This is a genomic window from uncultured Methanobrevibacter sp., assembly GCF_937881195.1.
GTDB lineage: Archaea > Methanobacteriota > Methanobacteria > Methanobacteriales > Methanobacteriaceae > Methanobinarius.
This window is the reverse complement of the sequence record NZ_CALGFC010000056.1, coordinates 1-24,885: the sequence shown is the minus strand read 5'-3', so window position 1 is coordinate 24,885 and position 24,885 is coordinate 1. Positions and strand designations below refer to the sequence as shown.

Below are 24,885 nucleotides of genomic sequence, written 5' to 3'. Positions count from 1 at the left end.
CTAAACCCCTATTTCTTTTAAAATCATCTCAATGGCTTCAGGGATTGCGTTTTGAACAGGCTCTGTTAAGCCCATATCAACATCTGGTGCAGAAATTTCCTTAGGTTTGCACCCTACTATAACTACTTCAATATTTTCGGCTAAATCATGAAGCGGTTCTTCGACTGGCCAAGAATGAACATTTTCATATGCTCCTCTAGGCATGTCATAGGGGCTAAAAATTTTTAGAGTTCCCGGTTCTGCATCGAACTCCACAACATCAACTACTATTAACTTTTTCCAACTTTCATGGGGCAAAGTAAATATAAAGTGTGTTGCACCAGTTCCTGCATCAATAAACATGGTGTCATTTGGCATTTCTTTATCTTTAAAATAGTCTTCTAAAGCATTAATAACTTCTGGACCGAAACCATCATCTTTGAATAATATGTTCCCGCATCCAACAACTAATGTTTCTGCATCATATGGCATATTTTTCCCTTCAATAATCCATTAAATAGTGATAGCTGTAAAATTAATTTCTTAACTTTACTAAAACACCCTATTAATTAGATTCTTACCATTTCGTTTTTAACAACACTCTTGTCATCATCATCTACTACCATTACATGAGTAGCACAGGATAAACAAGGGTCATAAGCTCGTATAACATGAGGTCCCCATTCATGATGGAATCCTTCAGTTGCAGGACCCATAGTTGGAATATTCCAAGTAGTAGGTACTAATGCACTGTAGAATTGAGTTTTGCCATCAGCAACTTGTGCCATATGAACATCTAAACCTCTTGGTCCTTCGATAGCTCCAATACCAAGCTTATTTGTTCCCCTAGGATCAAAATCAGCTAAAGTATTTGCTGAAGTATCTAATTCATCTAATATAGCAATAGCTCTGGAGAGATAAGTTTTCATTTCAACAGCTCTAGCTACATGTTGAGCTACAACTCCACTTTCTTTAAATGCTCCAAATTTAACTGCTCTTGCTCTTGGACCAGTTTCTACATTAACACCATCATATAAAGGAATGGTAGAACAAGCTTTTTTAGCTATTTCGGGGTCATCATACCAACTTTCAGGCATTATTTCAGTGAATCTATCTAGGTCAAAGAATTCTCTTTTACCATAAATCTTGTCACTTGCAAAAATAGGTTGATTATGTACACCTAATCCTTCTGGGAATCCTTTATCAGCGACTAAACCAGTGATTAATTCTACGTGTGCATCAACAACAGGAACTAATGCTTTTAATCTTGAATATAACTTCTTCCTAGCTAATTCACTAATGTTACTAGCCATACCACCAATTCTGATATCAGATGGGTGGATACCTTCTCCAGCAACCATATCTACAACATATTGTGCAGTTTTTCTTATTGAAGAAACACTGTTTACAGCATCTGCAAATAAGTTTTCTGGCACAACATCAGCAGCTATTAAAAAATGATGTATAGCGTGACTGTTAACTGTATGTGCAGCTAATGTTAATTCTCTCAACAATTGACCGGCTTTAGGGACTTCAATATTTAATGAATCGTCCATTGCCTCTACGGAAGCTAAAGTGTGAGGTATTGGGCAAACACCACAAATCCTCTGACACATAACTGGTGCAGTCTCAGCCGCTTTACCAGCTACAAGTTTCTCTAAGCCTCTAACAGGAGTGATACTAAAGTATCTTCCTTTGGTAACTATCCCTTCATCATCGACTTCCATGACAAGCTCAGCATGCCCTTCCTGACGAGATGTAGGAGATATAACTATTTTTTCGCTCAAATGTGTCACCTCTTTATTTATAAAAAATTAGAAACTAACAAATATATTTTACATTACTCTTTATTAATAAAGTTTCCATTTAAAAAAAAAGGAAACACTTATATATTATAAACCAAAGTTTAGGTCAAGTTAAAAAAGGAGTTTTTTTAATAAAAATTTTAACTTCAGTATTAATCAGAAAATAAAAATCAAATAATGACTTATAAGAAAAAATAGAAAAAAATTGCAGAGAAATAAGAAAAATAAGAAAAATAAAAATAAAAATAATACACATTGAAAAATTAAATTAAAATTAATTAAAAATTAAATAAAAATTAAATAAAAATAAAAAAATGATAATAAAAAATGATAATAAAAAATGGTAATAAAAAATGAAAAAACTTACAGACATTTAATGTTTAACTTTATAGGCACTAAAAGTTTTTAAAATAATTTACTAATTTTTATATTAATTTAATATATTAATATTAACTATTAATTTAAAAATATAAAGCAAATTTTGTAGGAAATAAATTTATTTATAATTATATTAATTTGAAATTTATACTTAAATTAAATTAAAAAATGTAAAATTAAACCTATTTAATAATAATTAATTAAAAAATCAATAATCTAATAAAACAAAAAGAATCAAAAAATAAATTTAAAATATTTAGAATAGAGATTAGAGAATAAATATAAGGTAAAATTGAAAAAATAATAATTTAAAATAATAAAATAGAATAATGGAAAGGTATATTAATTAATTTGAATATAATATATCATGTATAATTATGTTAAGTTAGATTATATAAGAATAAAAAAAATAAAAAAATAAAAAATAAAAAGAGATCTTGTATACTAGCTTGTAAAAACATGATAATACAAATATTAAGAGGTAATTAAATGAAAAATTCAAACATAATTATTTCGGTTATAATAGTTTTATGTATAGCTGCTGGAGTAACTGCTTATAGCGTAACTAATCCAGATAATAGTATATTTAGTCTTCCAGGTTATACTCCCGATAGTAGTTCGAGTGATTCCGGTTCTAATGGAGTTGGTGATGTGAATGGGACAAATAGTGGTGGAAGTAGTAGTAGCAGTAGCGATAGTTCAAGTGGATCCTCAAATAATGGAGGATCTAGTTCTGGAGGAAATAGTCAATCCTATGGAGGCATGACTGCATCTGAAGCTAAACAAATAGCACAGAATGCAATTGAAGAGCCAGGAGCCTATGCAGGAAATGCACAATGGGATAGTTCTATCCAAATGTGGGTTGTTAAAGTCTATGACCAAGACGGAAATGTAGTAGATGGAATTGGTGTAGATACAAACGGTCATACAAATAGAGTATAAATATTCATAAATCATAGAGGCGGATATAAATGATAAATGAAGAAGAAGCACAAATAATTGCTTCAAGATATATTAAAGAAGATGAAGCAACTGCAGGAATACCAAGATTAAAAGAAATAGAGGATAATTTAATAGTTTATATTGTTCCTATACTTATAAACGATGTTATTGTTGGAGAAATCCAAATAAATAGCGAAACTGGTGAAAATCTTGGTGGAGCTGGTTGTTGATAAAAATTTAAATAAGGGTTGAATCAAATGATAGTGGAGACTAAAACAGACTGTTGTAAAATAGTTTCAGAAGATATAGAAGATGCAATTGTACTTGAAGGTTCCCCTAATGCAGGGTTAATTGGGAACATAATAGGATGGTTATTGGTAGATAACCTAAAAATGAGAGAAATTGGTTACATCGAATCAAAACACTTCCCTCCTTTAGCAGTATTATATAAAGGAGTAGCTTTACATCCTTTCAGAATATATGAAGGAGAAGGATTAGTGCTATTTTTATCAGACTTTATAGTTCCACAAGAGGTTGTTTTTGATATGACAAATGTAATTGTTGATTGGATGGATAAAAATAATAGTAAAGAATTAATAACATTTAATAGTGCTATTGTTAGAGAAAAAAGAAATCCTGCTGGAGCTGTAGCCAACTCAACAGAAGCATTAGATGTATTGAAAGAAAAAGATTTTCCAATAATGCAAATGGGAAATATAAATGGAATTTCAGGAACACTTTTAACTCAATCTGCACAGAAAAACATCCCTGCTACATGTATACTTGCAGAAACACTTACACAATATCCTGATCCAAGAGCAGCCGCAGAAGTAGTTCAAGGCCTTAATAAACTCATTGATGTTGATATTGACTATGAACCCCTTCTAAAAGAAGCCCAAGACATTGAATCAAGGCTTCAAAAATTGGCTGAAGAAGTGAAAAAAGATCCTCAACCACCTATTTATATGTAAATAGTAATTATACTATTTACTAAATATTTTTTTTAAATTTTTTTATGTTAAGTTTAAATATTAAAAAGTCCAAAATATATTTTTCAGCTAATTTTTATAAAAATATTCTCAGCTTATAAAAAGAGTTATATTTATATAAGAGTTATGTTTATATACTAAAAAGTACAATATCTTATCATTCTGTAAATCATAAGTATTTACAATAAGAATATGATATAAAAATAATAAGAATTGATTAAATCCAATTTATAGAAATAAATAAAATAAATAGGATAAAAAAGAAGAAAAAAACTTCAAAAAAAATAAAATAACCCATATTAGTAATCATATGGGCCTGTGGCCTAGTCTGGATAAGGCGACGGACTTCTAATCCGTAGGTCGGGGGTTCAAATCCCCTCAGGTCCGTTATATATTCTTTTTTTATTAAAATATAATATTTCAGTTTAATATTTTAAAAAATGCTTTAAATAATCATATCTAGACAGATAGAGATTGATATATCTAATTAATTTAAACAAATAGCTAGTTTTAGAAAGTTGTTATTAATACAATTTTTTTATATAATATAATAATATTTATATAATACATAATAACGATTTAAAATACTAATTATAGAATAATATTCAATTATAAGATAGAAATATTTAAATCAAATAATTTAGAAATTGTTGATAAAATATTATCTGATGATAAAGAGTTTTCTAAAATTAATAAAATTAATACAGAGTTAATAACTAAAAGAGCCGAAGAATTAAAGAAAAAATATCCAAAAAGAAGTTATTTATTTGATAATTACATTAAAAGTCAAAAGGCCGAAGTTTATGATTTAGAAAATAATATTATGACATTAAATTGGTTACTTAAAAAGAAGAAAGAATAACCAAAAAATATTAATAATTAAAAAAACTAAACAATATTTATTATTATATTTGGGCTTGTAGCCTAGTCTGGAAGGGCGTAAGACTCCTAATCTTAAGATCGAGGGTTCAAATCCCTCCAAGTCCGTTTATTAATTTATTAATTTTTTTATCTTGCTTTTTTATAATTAAATAAAATTAATTATTTAAGATAAACCTTAATATTAAGTTTTTTAAAATTAATATTTAATCTATTCAGTGAGAATAAGATTTATTATAGGTTTATCAAGTATTTCAATCATTTTTTCCCTATAAACCTTTAAATAATAATCAAGTGGCGATAAGTCAGTGTTTATATTTTTAATTTCTTTTGTTTTATTTATTTGATGTGTTATTTTTAATTCATTAATATTTGATATTTCGATGGTTATTTTATCATAAATATCATTATTATCCTCATTATAAGACTTAAAAGAAAATCCCCTATATATCACTATTCTATTCCAAATAAAATCATTATCTCTTTCTTTCCATGCATTCCAATATAATTTAGTGTTTGAATTTTTTAATAAACCATAAGCTCTTTCAACTATGTATTTTTTAGGAATATGTTGAAAAAGTTTCCATTTGTGAGTTTTAATATAATAATCTTTTGGGCTTAATTTTGTTTTCACATAAGTTACATTTTTATTTTTAAAAGGATTTCGATTTTTATAATCAGAGATATTTAATGAATTCAAATATCCATCAGAATATAATATTTTTGAAAACGCAGCGACTCCTACTTTAGTAGTTATTTTTAATCTATTTTTTCCATGTTTTTCAATTAAAGTAGTTTTATTGATATGACCATATAAATTGTTACTCCTATCATTAATAATGACCTTTTTACCATGATAAATATGAGCTTTCCATTTTATCTCCCCATGAGGTCCATTATAATAAGGTTCCTTACCTTTTTCAAAAGTTTCTGTTTTTATTAAATTTTTAACCATTTTAGGTTTATAAATTTTATAATAGTAAGAAGTATGATTTAATTTAGACTTAAATGTATAATTTTTATTTATAACATTTCCTTTGTAAGAATAAAGAATAGAAATTTTTAATTTATTATTTTTGACTTTTTTAATCAGAATCTTTTTGTTATAACCAAGAGAATTTCTTTTTAATTGCTTACTGTAAATTTTTAACTGTTTATCTGAAGAATACACCTCCCAATTCAATTTAGTTATATTAGAATTCTTATAATTAGCTAAACCTTCATCAATAAGAATAGATTTATCAGCATTAACTGTCTGAACACTAATAATAATAAAAATAAATGAAACAAATAATAATAAACCTATAAAATGCTTTTTCTTAACCATGAAATCAACCCATAGAAAACATTCTCTTTAATTTTATATTATTAAATATCATACAGATAATAAGAGAAAATAAGATTATTATAAATATTAATAATAGTATAACCTAATTCCTAAAGGTTTTAAATCTTCAATAAACTCATATGATACTGCAACCCATTCATTCGCATCTCTAGGTACAACATCGATATTTTGTTTCATTTTAGAAGTGGTATTAAGTCCCATAAATCTAATTAATTTTATTTTATAATTCTTACTTTTTGTATAAATTTTAATTTTTTGATATGTAGGAACATAAATAATTTTTCCACTATTGACTTTATTATAGCCTTTCTCTAAAACATTTGCTTTAGACCTATTAGATTGAAGATATAATTTTTGTTTAAAAGAACTTCTCATATAAAAATTAGTTGATTCTTTTTTCAAATTAGATTTCGTTTTATAATTGATAGTCAATTTAGCAATTGAAGAATACTTAGGAATTTTTATTGAAATGCTATTCTTATTTTTTCCATTATAATCTTTATAAATACTTTTTTGAAAAACACCTTTTTTATCATAGACAAAAAACTTAGTATTAACTGATTTTATCTTATATTTATTTTGGTAATCTTTTTTAACCTTAATATTAAGATTAGCATTATCTTTTTTATCCTTAAAAACATATTTATAATCAATAGACGAAATTTTCTTATCATAACTAATATATTGGCTACCTTGATAAGTTAATAAATCTTCACTAACTGCAAAACTTGCATTAACTGTAAAAATACCAACAATAGCGACTATACCTAATATTAACAAAAATTTACTAAATTTCATTATACTCATCCCATAGAAAACATTCACTATAATTATATAATAGTATGCAACATATAAATATATTGGTATAAACTATTGCAAAAATGAAATAATGTATCAAGTTGTATTAAAATAATCTTAAATAAATATAAAAGCCATGTGTATATTAAATCCGATTTATAACTCTTAATATTTTAAATCTTTTAAATATATTAATTATTACACATTATTTGATTGAAACTTTCATGAAAAAATGAATAATTAATTCAGATGTGAAACAAATGAAAAATAAAACAGTAATATTAGCGATAACATTAATACTAATTTTTGGAATTAGTAAATATATGATAACATCAGAAACTCCAAATGATTCAACTAAAAGACTCCAAAACAAATCAATCATGAAGAATATAACTATAAATCAAAATAACCTAACAAACCAATCAAGTGATTTAAAAGAAACTATTAAAATTAAAGATGATCTTAATTTCCCAAAAACGAAAAAAATAGGAAAAGAAGATACAATCTATGTATTTTACAATAGTGAATACAATGGACAAGCAGATATCCACAGAGGACTGTTAATATATTTATTAAATAGTTCTAACCACTTTGAAGGGAAAACATACTTTAAAATAACCCAAGTAGTAGTTAAATTTAAAAATAACAACAATGAAACAATCTACAAAAAATATACCCAAAATAGCGGAGAGAGTATAAGAATAAAAGTTCCAAAGAATCTAACACCAGTAACAGCAACAATATATTACAAAGCCATATAATAACTAAAAAATGATTTTTTTAAGGCCCAAGAAATGAAAAAACTTAAAATAATAATTTATTAAAAAATAATAAAAATAATAATATAAAAACAATAATTATAAATTATATACTTAAATTACTATATTATTTTTTTACTTTTTTATAGTAAACTATGCTATAATAAGGCCTATAATTGTTTTTTGGTTTATAATAAACCCATGATTTATTAAATGTTTTTGTAGAATAATAAGTTTTGCCGTTTACTTTCTTTTTAAATTTAATTATTATTTTAGTTGCCTTATAATCTGAATCATCCAAAGATTTTCCAGAAATTCCTACCATCACACTATTTGGAGCATTTTGAGCATCATAATTCTTTGGATAAACATAAACTCCATCAATAGAGTTTACACGATCTATTTTTTTAGTAAATGAAGAATATTTATCTTTTGAATGTGATTTAAAATATAATTTATCTGTTTTATGGGTTTTAGTAGCTGCACTAGCAGATCCTAATGCAAGTCCAGCAACAGCTACAAAAAGTATTCCCAATATTATTATTTTCTTTTTATTCATTCTCACAAACCCCTTATTACAAAATTATTCATCTAGTTATTTGATTAAAATTTTAAAATTCAAACTTTTAAAATTCATTAAACTTTAGAGAATTCTAAAATCATGAAAAATAAAATTTTTTAAAAAACTTAAATTATAATGTTTAAATATATACTTGTATATATGTTATATGAATGTTTAAATTTTTCTATTGAATAATAATTCTTTTAAAACATTCCATCTTTAATCTTGTATTATTCCTAAAAAAGTTTAATATCATACTTATTTAATAAAATAGTCTTCAAAAATAGAAATGTGAAAATATAAATTAAAGATATAAATTAAAGATATAATTACGTGAATTTAAAACAAGCCAATTTTATTAATAATATAAGAAAATAAAATATTAAGAAAATAGAATTTCAATAATTTAATGATTAATCTGATAAAAAATATAAATAACTTAATGTAAATAATAATCAGTTAATAATTTAATATAATGAATTAAATTAGTATAAGGTGATTTTTTGAGTTTATCAAAACATAGATTTGAATTTTTCAGTGATGGAGTTATGGCAATTATCATTACTATTATGGTTCTTGAGATCCCATTGCCAGTGAATTTTGATTATTCAGGAATATTAAGTTTTTTATACTCTATTCTTATATTTATTATTAGTTTTTTTATAGTTGGGTCCTTTTGGAACAAACATCATGTATTAATTGATCAAGTAGAAACTATAACAAACAAAATTATGTGGAAAAACATGATTTTTTTGCTTTCACTAGCATTACTCCCCATATTTACAAAATGGGTTCTTGAAAATCCAACAAAGTTAATTCCTGTTATTTTTTATGATTTTTTATTTGTGGTTGTTAATTTAAGCTATTTTATAATAGTCAGAGAAGTTTATGGTGAAAAAATCCCTGAAAGGAGAAATAAAACAAAAAAAGACAGAAAAATTGGACCAATAATATATATGATAATATTATTAGGTGTTTTCCTATCCTTGGCAATATATTACCCTAAAATAACAATTATATTACTTATTGCATTCCCAATAATATCTTCTATAATGAATATCTTTTTAGATGATAGAAATATAATTAGACGATCAAATTAAGATAAAATGTAATTAAATGTATTATAACGATAAAATAAAGTGAATATATTATAGTGATAAAATAAAGTGAATAAATAGTTAAATTTAGGGAAATAAACTAAGAATAAGAAAGTAAATTTGGGATTAGGAAAATATGAATATTATAATAGAAACTTTAATTGTTTTTTTAGCTTCAATATTAGAATTATGGTTTTCTATACCCATAGGACTTGGATTCAAACTTAATCCTGTTTTAATAATTATTGCCTCTAGTTTAGGCTCAATATTATCAGCCGTAATAATAGCTTACTTTGGAGAATCTATAAGAAATTGGATTATTAAAAAGAAGTCTAAAAAAGGAGGTATTAAAAAAGGAAGAATATACAATATATGGGAGAAATATGGTGATGTGAGTTTAGGACTATTATCTCCCCTATTTTTTGGAGCTCCAATTGGTGCAACCATAGGAATAGCTCTTGGAATTCCTAAAAATAGTTTAATAAAGTGGATGTCCATAGGAATAATATTATGGAGTATTCTACTAACATTAGCTGGACATTTTGGAATAATAATCTTTCAAAAAGCATTCAGCTAAAAATATAGCTATTAAAATTAATAAAATAAATTTAATAAATAACATTTCGAAATAAATAATTTAAAAAATAATTAATATAAAAAAACTATTATTCTAAAAAATAATTAATATAAAAAACTATTATTCTAAAAGATTACTAATATAAAAAAATTAACATGAAAATTATTATTTAATTATTTATTAGCTGATTTAACAATGTTTATACCAATTTCAAAAGCTTTTTTACAGTCAATTGGAAACTGTTCATTTTTGCTTATTATTTTTTCTTCCTTTGAAAACATAGAAGACTCATATTTATCATAATCTTTGAATTGATAAGTGTTATATGCATATAATAATTCAGATTTCTTCCCTAATATTCTATAAATATAATATTGGAATATTTTTAATTTTTCTTCCATACCATATTCTTTCATTTGTTCTTTAGTTATATTCATTGTATATATAAAAGCTGAAGGAATCTTTTTTGGAAAAACTGTTGGTATTTCATTACTATAAATCATGTTTGAAAATAAAAAACGCTCTAAAAATGCACTCATGCCAGAACTAACAGCTGAAAAATAAATAGGAGATCCAAAAATAATAGCATCTACTTCTTTTAATTTTTCAAGGATTGGAGTTAAATCATCTTTCATAGCACATTTTCCATGTTTTTTATCCTTTCTCTTACAGCGAAAACAACTAACACATCCTTGATATTCTAAATCATAAAGATTTACTAATTCTACTTCTGCATTTTCTGATTTTGCGCCTTCAAGAACTTTATCTAACAATTTTCCAGTATTCCAATTATTTCTAGGACTTCCATTAATAGCTATCAATTTCATAATATCTCCTTTAAAAAAACATGGGCTTTTATTTTTAATTTTAATAACCCATATATTCTGGACCACATCCACAAGGATGGGCTTTTTTAAGTTCTCCCTCATCTAAAATAAAAACATCTGTAATATCGAAATTTTTTATTAGGACTTCTAATATTAAATATGCTAAAAAGCTAGTATCGACTATTACATTTAAAAAATCTTTTTTATTTAATATATCTTCAATAATTTTATTAATATTACTATAAACTTCTTCCATACCTTTTTCCATGTCAATTTTAGACTTATTCACTTTTATATTCCCAAAATTCCATTTTTGTTCTATTGTCTTTTCATTAAGATAATATATTTCACTTATTTCATTTTCTTTAACTTCATGTTCAGTGTTGAGTTTAGTTAAACTTTCTTTTATAATATCATGATTTAAGATATTCTCAGTAATATTTGTAAGTAGAATAATTTATGATTCCTCCTAAAATATCATTTTTATTATATTTTTTAACTTTTTATTAGTTAAAGTAATATGATTTTAAATTATAACTAATTATTAATTTCATAATTATTAATAAAATTTATGGCAAAAAAAATAAGTAAAATACATTAGAAAAATTTCTAATTAAAAAAAATTGTTAATATAAAAATTATTATTAATTTATATTAGCCAATATGAAAAAATATTCAAATTCATTGTTTTTTGATTGATTCCTCTATCATTTTAATATTAGATTCTACTAGTTCTTCAAATGAAAAATTTGGCTGATATACCCATAAGTCAATATACCCTTTTAAAATTGTTTGTATAAAGATGACTAATGTTTTAATGTCAATATCATCTCTTATTTCTCCTTTATCAATAGCTTCTTTAATTAATTTATAATAAAAATCAAATAATAAATCATGCAATTCATAAAAGAAGTGTCTAACTTCAGGATGGTGATGATAAATACTTGTAAGTAGTACAAAGTAGTCTTTGTGATTGAATTTGGGCCTAGTTATAATGTATTCAGATTCAATTTCTTTTGTAGCAAAATAATTAATTTTATAGTTGAAAATGAAATCTATTTTTTTCATAAAGGATAGATCTAATTTTTCTACTTCCCTTTTAAGTTCGTTGAAACTATCTAAAAGATATTTTTCAACCATATATTCCAAAATTTCATCTTTATTTTTGAAATGGTAATATATAGACCCAATAGCAAGCCCTGATTCTTCTTGAATTTGTTTTATAGACACTCTATCAAAGCCATTTTTCAATGATAATACAAATACCGCATCAACTATTTTTCGTTTATTGTTTATCATATAAGAAAATATATTGAATGTATAGTATTTATATTTTGTCTTAATAAGAATAATTTTGTAAGGTTGGATTAATAAACTAATAGTTTAATATCTACCTTTTTTGTAGAATGTTTATTCTATTTATTTAATGTTCGTTCTATTATTAGAATTATAGTTTTAATCCTTAAATGTTAATTCTAATCTATGAATGTTCGTTTTAGATAAAATATAAATAGGATATTGTTTATATGTAAATTTGTTGTATGTAAAGATTTGATAACTTCAAACTATTTATACAATATAAAAAAAATATTATAGGATTCGTTTAAATATGACAAATTATATCAAAATAGCTGATAGACTAGAAGAAGATAGATCAAAATTAAATAAATCTATTTTAAAAGGTTCAATTATTCTAATATTAGGATTAATTATTTTTTCATTAATCTCTGGTGTTAGTGCTAAAGAATTTAATGAAAATTCATCTTCAAATGATATTCAGAGTTTTATCAATAATTCTACTCAACAAGATAATACTATTATTCTTAATGCTGGGAATTATGATAAGCTCAAAAATTTGAATATTACACGTAGTGTTAATATATCATCAAAAGGACAAGTTAATATAAAAGGTAATGGGGGAATTCTTTTTAATATAACTGCAAAGGATATCATAATTAATAAATTAAATATCAGTGGCTATCAAACAGCTATAAGGTCAAATACAGGTGGTATATCAGTTGGTGATTGTAATATCTCTACAAGTGATATTAGTGTTCATTTTACTGGTTCTAATTTAATTGACATATCACTGGAAAACAATACTATAATTTCTTCTATTAGTAATAAAGAAGCTGGTGCTATCTATATAAATGCAAAAGACGGATCAACCGTCTATATTTCTTTAAGAAATAATAATATTACAGCTAATGGTTCAAAAAATTCTATTGGAGTAAATTTTTATGCTTTTCTTTGTAATAATAAATTTATTTTTGAAAACAATAATATTACCGGAATTGTAGGGATTTATTTATATGGACAATACAGTGAAAATAATATTAGACTTATTAATAATAATATAAACGGAAACAACATCAATGGAAATTTCATGGATATTTCTAACTGTGATGATGGTGTTAACTTTGAATTATTATATGGAAATAACAATCTAACTTTAACTAACAACAACATAACATCAAAATTAGATGCTGTTTTTTTATCTTTACTTGGAAGTAAAAACAATATAAATTTCACTAACAACAATTTCAAAGGATATGAAGGGGGCATAACCATATCTGAATTCCAAACTGACTTAAATATAACACTCAATAACAATAATATTATCGGAATATCTATAGATGGCCTTTGGATTGCTGGAGGTTCCAATAATATTACCTTAAACTTAGCTAACAATAATATTACAGGATACTATTCAAGCATTTCTCTAGACTCCCAAAGAAGTAATGTCACTGTAGAACTCATTAATAACAATCTTACAGGATTAAATGAAGATGGAATTAATTGGTGGACACCCTATAGTAATAATATCTCTCTGAACTTAGCTAACAACAACATTAAAGGAAGTTCAAGAGGTATTTATCTCCAAGCTCAGTATAGCAATAATATCAATGGAATATTAAATAACAATAATATTACTGGATCAACAGGTCCTGGAATTTACTGGTATACAATTAATAGTGAGAACATCATAAATTTCACTAACAACAATGTTACAGGGACATATGGATACAGTATGTGGATGTATGTAGATAAAAGTGTAAACAGTATAACTTTCGTTTCTAATAATTTCCTAGGAAACAATAAAAGTAGTGTTTACTTTAGTGGACATAATAGTAGTAATAACCTTAATCTAACAAATAACAGCATAAAAGGAGAAGGAGATTATGCTATTAATCTGAAAGTATCTGATAGTAATAATACTATAACCTTTACTAAAAATAATATTACTGGAATATCTGGTTATGGTATTTGGTTTTATGTGAATAATTGTAACAATTCTATAAACTTTATTTCCAATAAATTCACAGGGAATAATGGAGCAAGTGTTTATTTGGATGGGACCAATAGTAATAACACTATTTTCAAATTTTTTGAGAATGATTTTATTGGCAAATATGGTTTCTATGCTTATGCTTCTAAAGAATTTAGTGGATTATCTTTGGTAAATAATACATTTAATAATTCTATTATTAGCGTATATTTCCAACTCTCAGGTGCTGCTTTGAGTAATGTCAATATTACTGGTAATACTATCTTTTCATCAAGTAGAGGAATCCTTTTTGAAGAAAAAAGCACTTATGATTCTAGCTTTGTTAGAATGAAAGTTAATTATAATCGTATTATTTCCACTATTGGTTTAGATTATAGATCTGTAACTGATAATGGTAGTAATTTTGATTATAATTGGTGGGGTATTAATGATGTTAATAGTAAAATTTTTGGTTTTACTACAAAAAATCATTATGTTTTATGGTTTACTAATATTAGCAGTTTAAATAATCTTTATATTGGTGATAAACTAAATTTTGCTTTATTAGTGTTAAATACTACTATGAAAAATGAAGGTGTTGAAAATCTACCTTATTTCGTTATTAATGGCACTTTTAATGGTGTTTTTTTTGATAGTAATAGAGATAATCTTTTCCTCTACCAATTTAAAGTCTTGAAAGAAGGTTCACAATTTTTAGAAGCAATTTTAGATGAAGAATATACAAATTTGACTTTAAAAGCTTTTAAAATCAATCCAGATATTAAAAACCCAAATAACAATACAGATATTAATGACACTAATATTGAAAACCCAAATAATGATACAGATATTGATGATTCTGATGATGGAGATTTATCTTCTGTTGAAATCAATGAGGATACTGAAGGAAACATTAATAATACTAGTGATATTTTAAATGTTCATGCAAGTATGAAGCCTACAGGTGTTCCAATAGCTATAATCTTAATATTGGTGGTTCTAAGTTTAGTGACCTATAGAAGAAATTAATAAATATCAAATAAAATAATTTTTTTAAATAGTTGATTTTTTCTTTTTTAAAATCAACATTTTTCTTTTTTTAAACTATCTAATTATAATTTAACCAAATTTTGATGTTTTAAATATTTTTATTAAATTAAAATATTCTCAATTTTATAAATAATCTAGTATTTACTATTAATTATAGATATAAATCATTATGACTAATAATATTTTTAAAATAATTAGAAATTAATTATTAATTATCAATTAGTGTTTAGTGAATAATAATCTATTAAAAGCCAATTATATTAAAAAAATTTAAAATATTTGCATGCATATAGTAACATTTTATATTCGATTTTTGACCATTTACTAACACTACCTTGATCTCTTTCAACTTCAAATGTTAATGTACTTATATTATTAAGTTTGCTGTAATATCTAGTATACCCTTTTTTAGGATTATTATATTTGACCATAGGTTTTATAGCTTTTTTAATATAATTAAGCCATTTAACTTCTCCTTGCCGAACTGGATTTTTATTTGCATAAATAAATCCATTTTTATAGCTAGATATTCCTCCTCCAGTATGAATATCAATAATATACTTTATATTATTCTTTTTAGCAAATTTCACTATTTTATTGCCTGGAGTCCCAGTAATATGCGCAACCTCATTCGGATCAACCCAATCTTTTTTCTTAGAATAATACCACCACCTACTATTAATACTAGTATCTTTTGGGATTGTGAAAGGTATTATATATAATGTCCCATTAATTTTCTTGTTTTTTATTTTTTCAATGAACTTAAGAGTTGCAATATTAGCTGAAACCTCATTTCCATGAATTCCTGCACAAAGTAATAATTTAGGTCCTTTTCCATTGCCAAATTTTAGAATAACAGACCCTTTTTTTGACATCTGAACTATTTGACGAGACAAATAAGATTTAGGAAGATTTTTTGAAATTTTGGAATTTTTTAATACATTTCCTCCAACGCTTTTATCAAAATAAGAAATATTATATTTATGGATAGTTTGATTATTATAAACTTTTGATGTTAAATTTTCTGATTTATGATTATATACTGCATTATTTGATTCAGCAGAGATTATATTGATGTTTAAAAAAAGTATTGAAACAATTATAAATAAAAATAAGTATTTTTTAACTTAAATACCCCCTTAAATATATTTATTGTTTAATTTAATATTATATAATTATTATATATTATAATATATTAATAATTTTATATAATAATAAGATTATTATATAAATATTTATTATTATTAATTGAATTTAAACTATTTTACATTAAATTTAAATTATTTAAATTAAATTTAAACTATTTTACAAATATTTTTTAATATTATAGCTATTGGAAATATATAATATTAAATGTGTATAAAATTTTAAAAACTTTAGGTAAAATAAGAAAGAATTAAATATAGTATATACAAAATAATAATTAATATAAGATATTCTTATATTTAAAACTTAAAGGAGTTTTTTAAATGAAAATCGGAGAAATTTTTAAAGATGGGTTAACATATCCCTCAAATAATTGGAAAAATGTTTTAATTTTAGGTGTATTTACTATAATAGCAAATATAGTTTTAATTATTCCTGCAATCGGTATAGCATTAAATAGTATCGGTTTCACTGGAATAGTACTTACAATAGTTTCTATTATAAGTTTAATAATAAATTTGATTATAATGGGATATAGTTTTAGTATAATTAAAAATACAGTAAATAATATTGATACGATTCCAGAATTTGATATAGGCAATAATATTGTAAATGGAATAAAAATTTTACTTATTACAATTGCATATTATATAATACCTGCAATAATAACAATATTAGTAGCTATTGGAACTGGAGCATTTAATAATCTAGCTCAAATAGCTCTAAGTGGCGGAGTAGTCTCAAATGAACTAGCTACAAGCTTATTTGTTTCATTCTTTACTGTAATGATTGTTGGAATTATATTATTAATAATAGTTACATTGATTGCAACTATTGGTATTGCTAGATTTGCAGAAAAAGGCAATATGGGTGCTGCATTTGAATTTGGTGAAATATTTAAAACAATCAAAGAAATCGGTTGGGGAAATTATATAGTATGGTATGTTTTATTAGTCATAATACTTTTCATTATTGGATTCATTATGGGAATGATTAACTTAATACCAGTTATAGGAATAATAGTCAGTTTATTAATTATAAATCCAATTCTTGTTATGTTTACTGCAAGAGCTACAGGATTAATATATAATGAAAAAAACAGCTAAAAAAATTATAATTTTACCAAAAATATGATAATAGCAATAAAAGAGAAATTATTGTTTTTAATTATCATAGAAATTTTAATTAAGGATAAAAAATAATTATCCTTTTTCTTTTTTATTTTTATAATATTGCTATTTTTTATAAGTTAAGGATACTATTTTTAGATTACACGATTACCATGTTTTGGAAAGTTTTTGTCAATTTTTTAACATCTTTAAGATTGATTTTAGGAATTTTTTTTGCATATATACTTTTTTTTGAAAATAATTTTCTTTTGCCTTGTTTAATGGTTTATTTTATAGCTATTAGTACCGATTTTTTAGATGGGAAGTTAGCTCGTTATTACAAAGCATTGAGTTCTAAAGGGGCGATTTTTGATGTTTTAGTTGATTTCTTATTTATAATTATTACATGCCTTGCAATGTATCTTAAAGATATGTTGCCTTTTTTCATAATATTTGTAATCTTTTTTAAATTGATAGAATTTTTTATAACATCAAAAATAGGTAAAAAGAAATATAAATCAGGGAAAAATCAGGAAAAAAATGTGTTTTTATATGATCCTTTTGGACATATAGTAGCTTTAATGTTTTATGCTCTACCCCTAATAGGAATTTTGCTGTTTTCATTATTACCTAATGAAACTTTTTCAATTATAATATTAATTATTTGTATAATAATAACAATTATGGCGATTTCTTCCTCAACAATCAGGATATATGGAATAGCTAAATTAAAATAAAGAAATAAAATTATATTAAAATATAAAATATATCTCTAAAATTATATATGAAAAAAATAAAATTATAAAAATAAAAATAAAATTATAAAAATAATAATAAAAATAAAATTATAAAAACAAAAAATATTAAAATAAAAAGGAAAATGATGAAAATAATCATGACTTAAATAATAAAGTATTATAAATTTAATTTTTATTTAAATTAAATTATTTGAAAATTCCTTGTTTAAATAAAATTACTATTAATCCAAATCCAACTAAAAAAACCACTACTAAAATTAAAATATCATTCAGTGAAAGTCCAAAATTAGAATCATCCACTATTGAGTTAGTTTGATTAGTACTATTGGTATTATTATCTCCATTTTGATCATTTGCGCCATTTGAGCTATCCATACTATTAGATTCAGAGCTCCCTTGATTATTTTGACCTTGATTATTTGAGTTAGAAGTACCCTCCGCCGAATTCGAAGAAGAATCACCAGAATTAGAACTTCCAGTACTTTTTGAAGAAGAGTCAGTTTTTGTTGAAGAACTTGAAGAAGAGCTTTGTGAAGACCCTGAACTTCCAGAACCAGTACTTTGAGTATCATCTACAGTTACTTCCTCATACTCCCCATGTCCAGGATGAGCAAAAGCAACTCCCATAAATAATGTGGACATTAATATCGTAATCATTATTACTACTTTAAATTCTCTCTTAATTTTATCCTCCTCCCAATAAAACAAATTTTAATTCTATAATTTAATTCTATAATTTAAATAAATTTTAAATATATATGATGTTTATTATGAAATTTAAATGAAAATTATAGAATTAAATTATGTAACCTTAATAATATATAACTTAAAAAAACTTAAAGATTGAAATTATTTTTTTATAATATTTGTAGAATTTAGATACAAAAAATAAAAATAGATTTTTGTTGAAAATTCAACAAAAATCAAAAAAGTCTATTTTTTACTTGCATGTCTCATATAGCCAAAGCCTGCTAATCCACCAACAATTAAAACTATAATTATTGCATAAATTAAGTTAAGACTGTTAGTTTCAGTAGTAGCTTTTGATACTTCATAAGAACTACCTTTAGAGCCATCATTTTCAGCTGCAGAAACAGCTTCAGTAGCTGCAGAAGCAGTTACAGTATTCAATCCTGCTGAAGAAGAAGTAGATCCAAAAGAGTTTCCTGAACTGGTTGATAAATCTTTTCCATTATTGTTTGATGATGAATCAGTACTAGTAACATGGTTATTAGATGAACTATTAGTTTTAGTTGCACTATTAGTAGATCCACCATTATTATCAGAGCCACTATTATCATTATTAGCAGGCGGTATGATTTCATCTAATGTTCTATAAGGTAAACCAATTATGAAAGATAATGGATCTCCTTCTAGAGTATTTGCTCCACCAGAAGTTATTTTTTCAAGATCAGATTCAGTAATTAGTTTTGTATAGAGAAGAGATACTGTAGGTGCCTGAACAAGATTGACTGAAGAATAATCACCTTTATATAACTTTATATATTCTTCATAGGAATTACTTCCTGCAGCAAACTTAGGTCCAACCCAATTAACTATAGAAACTGTACCAGTTTTAGTTACACTATCCCATTTTATGATAATACCCACATTAGATTTATTAGTTATACTATCATTAAGCCTTAAATTGAGATAATCACCCATACCTGGAGATACTCCTAAAAGTATTGAAATTACATCATCTTTACAGTTATCACTTGTGGTTATATATATATAACTTTCATTTTCACCAAGAGGATATTCCTCATAGATATAATCAGCTATTAAATAACCTGGACTACTACCCCCACAAACATGATTGTGGAATAACCAAGCAATTAAAGCATCATAAGGCGGATCATATATTAATACTTGTTGAATAATATAATTTGCATTAGAAGAACTATCACTACTATTACCAGTAACTATTAATTCACCGGTTCCTGGATCATACCTTAAACTGTAAGATAATGTATTAGAATTATTATTAGGATCAACCCAAAAGAAATCAAATACTAAATCTTTCCATAATGCAGTATGAACAGGCAACAATGTTTTTCTACTTAGTTGGGAACCAAATATGTTATATATACCATCATATACTTTATTAGTAGATGTTTCATTAATTCTTACATATCCAGCTGAAGTTAAAACATAGAAACAAGAATTATCTTTTTCTATATCAATACCTAAACTAAGGAAATATTCTTTAGCTTTTAAGGCTGCATCTTCACCAATTTTTTCTAGTTCATAATCAGTTAATGGAGTTGAAACTGTTTCATTTTGTATTTCACGAGTAGCATTACTTAATACTCCTTGATCATATAGATTAAGAATATATTCCATATCTAAACCATGAGCAGTTTGAGTTGTAGTACCTTTACCCGGTTCTTCACCCATTAAATAAAACAAATGAGTTTCATTTAATCCTTCAAATTCATAGATTATATCTACTAAAGATGTAGGATTATTCATTAAAGTTTCAATTAGCCATTTTTGATATATTAAATCATTAGAAACATTGGCTTTAGGATTTAATCCTGTAAGATTTTTAAAGATCTCCATTATCCTTTCTTCATTATAAGACATTATAATTAGTAATCCAGTTTTAGTTTCTGAATTCCATCTAATAAAACCAGTACAGGTTTTATTAACCATAGTGTCAATTCCAATGTAAGCTCTTTTACCCGGAGTAATATCTAAATTCCATGTGAATGCATCATCATCAGAACCTCCTGGAACACCTAAGACATAATATGCAGTATTCTCAAGTGGCAATCCAGATTCTCCTGTTGGAGGATAATATTTTAATAAAGCTTGAATCATAGCTTGACCACTGATAAGGCCAGTACATACATGACCATGATATGCAGCAGTAGTTAAAACATCTGCAGGCAATCCTGCATCCCATGCATTAGCAATACTAACATAAGAATAAGCGTCTTCATTTCCAAGTAAATTTTGAAGATTTTTCCATCCAGTTGAATTTAAACTAGTTCCTATAAGTCCATTATATATCTCTTTTGATGAACCATTGCTGAAGAAAATCATATAAAGTTTACCATTTTTATCTTTAATGATAAAAGCTATATTTAAAGGATCTGTTCTTGTAGAAGATAGTGTCAATAAATTACCTAATCCAAAACCAACATATCCATTAGCTCCATTTATAATACCTTCTAATCCATCTTCAGATGTTTTACCATTTACATAGACCATTCCAGCAGTAGTTATAACTAAAATTTTGTCACTATTTGCAAATGGCCTTAAAGCATTTGCTCTTTTAGTAACTTCACGGCCAATTTTGTAACTAGCAGTTGCATCCATTGTGAAAGTAGAATTACCCGTTAAATTTTCATTAAGAGTTAAATTTTGAGATTTAGAATTATATCCTGGTGCAGATAATGATATAGTATATATAGCATCTTTTGCAGCTTCTGAATGATTAAAGATTAAAGTATATTTCTTAGTTGCAGTATTATAACTTTTTGTATAATTTATAGAATGGTTATTGTATTTAACTGAAATCCCTGGATTGATTTTTTCATCATCAGCATACTCATAATTAACTTTAATATCAATTTTAACAGTTTTATTTTCACTAACGTTGTCAATTGAACTTTGATTATCTTCAACTGCTGAAGCTCCAGCAATCATGAAAAGACTGAATATAAAAATTGATAGTAGAAAAAAAGACTTTATAAACTTTTTATTAGTTCGAGTATTTTCTAAAATTTTTACCATTTTTACCTCCTTTTTAAAACGATTTAAAAAAATATTTAAGGCAACCCTAAATTTATTTATAGAAATCAAATAAATATTTACAATATAAATATTAAATTTTATAATCAATTTTTAATAACTCCAATATACTTATAAAACAATTGTCAAATAATTATAATGACCTATTGAATAATTATAAATCGATTATTTAATTCTAATTAAATTTAGGCCTGAAATTAGCTAAATTAGATAATTTTTTATTAAAATTAAATAACCCAAATAAAATCAGTTATTGATTAACCAATTAAAGTTAATCAAAGAAAATATGCCTAAAATTTACTAAATAGTAATAACATATATAAGATTTGTGTTATTACAAAATCAGCATTTTTCTATATAAAATTATTAACTAAAAGTAATTGTAATACTTTTTAACTTAAATTATATTGATTTTTATTATTTTTAAAGAAAATAATTATTTTTAATCGAGTAAATATTACTCATAAAAGAATATTCTTGTTTATGAAAAGAAATAGATTAGGAATTAAACACGATTATTTAACAAATGAAAGAAGTATTACTTTTTACAAAAAGTAATAACTTATATAACTATAGTAATAATATACATAACAATTGTTTTTAGATTAAATAGATTAATAAAGATTGAATAAAGCTAATATCCATATATAATAAACATATTATTTAATATAAATATATTATCAGCAAATATTAAAAAAATAAAAATAAAATAATTAAAAAATTATTAATAAAATATAAAATAGAATATAACATCTATGTTTAAAAATTAAAGTATTTTTAGTTAATTTTCTATAAGAAAAAAAATAAAATGGTTATTACTTGATTTCATTATTCTATATTATTACAAAATAGTTTAAGTAATTGGAAATTAAGTAATATATTGATTAAATAGTTCAAATATTAATAATATATTAAATTAGATGAAATTATAATAATTGATATAAAAATTTAGTATTGATTAATTTAACAAGGAACAATTCAGAAATTGAAAATATGCCCATTGAACCCCCTTAAAAAGTATATATTAAAATATATCTAATAAAAATAGAAAGAATTTAGCTAAAAACAAAAAATTGAAATTTAAAAAAATAATATAATAGATTAAATTTTAAAAAAGAATTTTAAATACTTTGAAATAATTAAAAAGAGTAAAAATTAGATTATTATATTTAGTTGAATATTATAGCAAAATATTGCCATTATATCAAAATTTAACTAATTTTAAATAATTAAAAACTAATAATATGGTTTTTAGGCATTAAAAGCTTTTAAATTATTTTCTTAATATATCAATAAGTATCTTATAAAAATATTTAAAGTCCTGCTTTATTTACAATAGTTGAAGCAACATTTTCAGCAGATTCAAATGGAAAATCCTCTTCAGATAATACTTCTCCAGCATCAGATGCTTTTAAAGAAACATCCCCTGATTTACAAGTGGTATTAGGTCCATCAGGTAATGCATTAAATAATTCATCAGGAGATTTAATTGGGAAATCAGCTCCTTCTAATGCTCCAACAATTTGTTCATATATATCTTCTTTTACAGACATTTTTTCACCTTTTAGATTTAAAAAATTAGTAAAACATTTTAATTTTTATAATGATTGATTCTAAACCAATACAATATGTAATTTAATTTATAGTCAGAATTCAATTAAAAATTCAATAAAATAAAAAAATAAAATAAAATAACAACATATAATATTAGATAAAAAATTTATAACCTAATTTACTAAATATTCTTCAATTTTACATAAAAATTTTAAATGTTCTACAGAATAATTTATATATAAATATATATATATACTTAATCGTCAGAAAAATGTACTTGAATATAATAAAGTAACTATATTTATATAAAAATAACAATTATAAAAAAGATATTATAAAAATGTCAATGAATTCAATTCTAACATTATAATAATCAATATATTAAAAATGATAAAAATTAGTTGGTAAAATGAAAAATGATGTATTAAAAGAAAAAAATATTGAAAAACAGGATCAAATAAATAATCAAAAAGATTATAATGCAATAATTGAAATGAAAAACATGATAAAAGATATTCAAAAAGATCTTAAAAATATGATTGAAAAATCTAATGAAGAATATTTAAATTTAATGTATTCTAACCTTAAAAATGAATTTATTGGATCCATGAATGGATACATGTTAGATAAAATAGATCCAGAATTAGATGAAAAGATGGTGAAACATTGTGATATGAAAAAGCAGTGCAAAAATGTTTTTAAAGAATATTTAAAAAAACATACTACTGAATTAAACCCAGATAATATAACAAAAGAAAAAATAGGTAAAAGTAAAAAAGAATTAGAAACTATGAGAAATGCTAGTAAAAAGGAAAAATGTAGTATATGCTTTAATGAAGTTTCTACTATGTTTGAAAATCAAATAAATCTGATTAAGTCCTTCAAAATTTATGATAATCAAAAAGAAGAAGATCAGAAGAAAATATCTGAAATTAATGAGAAAGAAATAGTTAAAGGTATTTTAGATCCTATATCTCATGAAAAAAGACTAAAAATTTTAAAGTCAATAGCACTTGAACCTCAAAGTTTTTCATCATTATCTAATATAACAAATTTAAAAGGAGGTAACCTCATTTTTCATATAAATAAACTAATAGAAAATGACTTAATATTCCAAAAACAAGACCATGGCGAATATATATTAACAACAAAAGGATTTAATACAATGCAAATCGTTTTACATATGAACAACTAATATTAAATCATTAAACTCTATAACATATTGTTTTTTATATTATTTCTTGTATTATTTCTTGTATTATTTCTTGTATTATTTCTTGTATTATTTCTTGTATTATT

22 protein-coding genes and 2 tRNA genes are annotated in these 24,885 nt (G+C 24.1%); 12 read left to right on the top strand and 12 right to left on the bottom strand.

The window, feature by feature from the left end; translation table 11 throughout:
• On the bottom strand, window positions 1-471 hold the full coding sequence (gene frhD / locus Q0087_RS07525) for a coenzyme F420-reducing hydrogenase, FrhD protein (RefSeq protein WP_297899104.1): 471 nt from the start codon (window positions 469-471) through the stop codon (window positions 1-3).
• A gap of 77 nt (window positions 472-548) precedes the next feature.
• A complete protein-coding gene (frhA, locus tag Q0087_RS07520; protein ID WP_297899101.1) occupies window positions 549-1,766 on the bottom strand; it encodes a coenzyme F420 hydrogenase subunit alpha in 1,218 nt (405 codons plus the stop codon).
• 885 nt (window positions 1,767-2,651) lie between these two features.
• Here frhA and Q0087_RS07515 point away from each other — a divergent pair.
• The 5 genes from Q0087_RS07515 to Q0087_RS07495 all read left to right on the top strand — a co-directional run bounded on the left by Q0087_RS07515 (window position 2,652) and on the right by Q0087_RS07495 (window position 5,080).
• Window positions 2,652-3,104, top strand: coding sequence for an endoglucanase (locus Q0087_RS07515; protein ID WP_297899100.1), 453 nt, complete (start codon window positions 2,652-2,654; stop codon window positions 3,102-3,104).
• 29 nt (window positions 3,105-3,133) lie between these two features.
• Window positions 3,134-3,334 (top strand): hypothetical protein, encoded by a 201-nt coding sequence (locus Q0087_RS07510; RefSeq protein WP_297899098.1) that lies wholly within the window; start codon window positions 3,134-3,136, stop codon window positions 3,332-3,334.
• A 27-nt stretch (window positions 3,335-3,361) separates the two neighbouring features.
• Window positions 3,362-4,075 carry a proteasome assembly chaperone family protein gene (locus Q0087_RS07505; RefSeq protein ID WP_297899096.1) on the top strand — a complete coding sequence of 238 codons (714 nt, stop codon included), beginning with the start codon at window positions 3,362-3,364 and terminating at the stop codon, window positions 4,073-4,075.
• Between the two features lie 330 nt (window positions 4,076-4,405).
• Window positions 4,406-4,480 (top strand) — tRNA-Arg (locus Q0087_RS07500).
• 526 nt (window positions 4,481-5,006) lie between these two features.
• Window positions 5,007-5,080 (top strand) — tRNA-Arg (locus Q0087_RS07495).
• 103 nt (window positions 5,081-5,183) lie between these two features.
• On the opposite strand, the gene Q0087_RS07490 is transcribed toward Q0087_RS07495, so the two are convergent.
• Both Q0087_RS07490 and Q0087_RS07485 read right to left on the bottom strand, forming a co-directional pair.
• Window positions 5,184-6,299, bottom strand: a complete 1,116-nt coding sequence (locus Q0087_RS07490) for a hypothetical protein (RefSeq protein ID WP_297899094.1) — start codon at window positions 6,297-6,299, stop codon at window positions 5,184-5,186.
• An 87-nt stretch (window positions 6,300-6,386) separates the two neighbouring features.
• Entirely contained in the window at window positions 6,387-7,118 is a 732-nt protein-coding gene (locus tag Q0087_RS07485) for a hypothetical protein (protein ID WP_297899092.1), read from the bottom strand.
• Window positions 7,119-7,378: 260 nt separating this feature from the next.
• On the opposite strand from Q0087_RS07485, the gene Q0087_RS07480 reads away from it, so the two are divergent.
• Window positions 7,379-7,879, top strand: a complete 501-nt coding sequence (locus Q0087_RS07480) for a hypothetical protein (protein ID WP_297899090.1) — start codon at window positions 7,379-7,381, stop codon at window positions 7,877-7,879.
• A gap of 124 nt (window positions 7,880-8,003) precedes the next feature.
• Here the strand turns inward: Q0087_RS07480 and Q0087_RS07475 are convergent, their stop codons facing one another.
• Entirely contained in the window at window positions 8,004-8,435 is a 432-nt protein-coding gene (locus tag Q0087_RS07475; RefSeq protein ID WP_297899088.1) for a hypothetical protein, read from the bottom strand.
• Window positions 8,436-8,941: 506 nt separating this feature from the next.
• Between Q0087_RS07475 and Q0087_RS07470 the strand changes: the two genes are divergently transcribed.
• Entirely contained in the window at window positions 8,942-9,538 is a 597-nt protein-coding gene (locus Q0087_RS07470) for a TMEM175 family protein (RefSeq protein WP_297899086.1), read from the top strand.
• A 133-nt stretch (window positions 9,539-9,671) separates the two neighbouring features.
• Window positions 9,672-10,112 carry a small multi-drug export protein gene (locus Q0087_RS07465; RefSeq protein WP_297899084.1) on the top strand — a complete coding sequence of 147 codons (441 nt, stop codon included), beginning with the start codon at window positions 9,672-9,674 and terminating at the stop codon, window positions 10,110-10,112.
• Window positions 10,113-10,285: 173 nt separating this feature from the next.
• Here the strand turns inward: Q0087_RS07465 and Q0087_RS07460 are convergent, their stop codons facing one another.
• The 3 genes from Q0087_RS07460 to Q0087_RS07450 form a co-directional block, all read right to left on the bottom strand.
• The gene (locus Q0087_RS07460) at window positions 10,286-10,939 is read right to left on the bottom strand and encodes a flavodoxin family protein (RefSeq protein ID WP_297899082.1); all 654 of its coding nucleotides are present in this window, start codon (window positions 10,937-10,939) and stop codon (window positions 10,286-10,288) included.
• 40 nt (window positions 10,940-10,979) lie between these two features.
• The gene (locus tag Q0087_RS07455; RefSeq protein WP_297899081.1) at window positions 10,980-11,228 is read right to left on the bottom strand and encodes a hypothetical protein; all 249 of its coding nucleotides are present in this window, start codon (window positions 11,226-11,228) and stop codon (window positions 10,980-10,982) included.
• A gap of 392 nt (window positions 11,229-11,620) precedes the next feature.
• Window positions 11,621-12,238, bottom strand: a complete 618-nt coding sequence (locus tag Q0087_RS07450) for a TetR/AcrR family transcriptional regulator (protein WP_297899079.1) — start codon at window positions 12,236-12,238, stop codon at window positions 11,621-11,623.
• 310 nt (window positions 12,239-12,548) lie between these two features.
• On the opposite strand from Q0087_RS07450, the gene Q0087_RS07445 reads away from it, so the two are divergent.
• Window positions 12,549-15,236 carry a hypothetical protein gene (locus Q0087_RS07445; protein ID WP_297899077.1) on the top strand — a complete coding sequence of 896 codons (2,688 nt, stop codon included), beginning with the start codon at window positions 12,549-12,551 and terminating at the stop codon, window positions 15,234-15,236.
• 281 nt (window positions 15,237-15,517) lie between these two features.
• Here the strand turns inward: Q0087_RS07445 and Q0087_RS07440 are convergent, their stop codons facing one another.
• Window positions 15,518-16,132 carry a succinylglutamate desuccinylase/aspartoacylase family protein gene (locus tag Q0087_RS07440; RefSeq protein WP_297899076.1) on the bottom strand — a complete coding sequence of 205 codons (615 nt, stop codon included), beginning with the start codon at window positions 16,130-16,132 and terminating at the stop codon, window positions 15,518-15,520.
• Window positions 16,133-16,726: 594 nt separating this feature from the next.
• Between Q0087_RS07440 and Q0087_RS07435 the strand changes: the two genes are divergently transcribed.
• Together Q0087_RS07435 and Q0087_RS07430 are read left to right on the top strand one after the other, a co-directional pair.
• A complete protein-coding gene (locus Q0087_RS07435; RefSeq protein ID WP_297899074.1) occupies window positions 16,727-17,509 on the top strand; it encodes a DUF4013 domain-containing protein in 783 nt (260 codons plus the stop codon).
• Window positions 17,510-17,685: 176 nt separating this feature from the next.
• Window positions 17,686-18,249, top strand: coding sequence for a CDP-alcohol phosphatidyltransferase family protein (locus Q0087_RS07430; protein ID WP_297899072.1), 564 nt, complete (start codon window positions 17,686-17,688; stop codon window positions 18,247-18,249).
• A gap of 207 nt (window positions 18,250-18,456) precedes the next feature.
• On the opposite strand, the gene Q0087_RS07425 is transcribed toward Q0087_RS07430, so the two are convergent.
• From Q0087_RS07425 to Q0087_RS07415, 3 genes are all read right to left on the bottom strand, one after another.
• Entirely contained in the window at window positions 18,457-18,927 is a 471-nt protein-coding gene (locus Q0087_RS07425) for a hypothetical protein (RefSeq protein WP_297899070.1), read from the bottom strand.
• Window positions 18,928-19,203: 276 nt separating this feature from the next.
• Window positions 19,204-22,014 carry an FmdE family protein gene (locus Q0087_RS07420; RefSeq protein ID WP_297899060.1) on the bottom strand — a complete coding sequence of 937 codons (2,811 nt, stop codon included), beginning with the start codon at window positions 22,012-22,014 and terminating at the stop codon, window positions 19,204-19,206.
• A gap of 1,331 nt (window positions 22,015-23,345) precedes the next feature.
• Entirely contained in the window at window positions 23,346-23,585 is a 240-nt protein-coding gene (locus Q0087_RS07415) for an MTH865 family protein (protein ID WP_297899058.1), read from the bottom strand.
• Window positions 23,586-23,995: 410 nt separating this feature from the next.
• Here Q0087_RS07415 and Q0087_RS07410 point away from each other — a divergent pair, with 410 nt between their 5' ends.
• Window positions 23,996-24,781, top strand: a complete 786-nt coding sequence (locus Q0087_RS07410) for a winged helix-turn-helix domain-containing protein (protein WP_297899056.1) — start codon at window positions 23,996-23,998, stop codon at window positions 24,779-24,781.
• Window positions 24,782-24,885 lie beyond the last annotated feature (104 nt).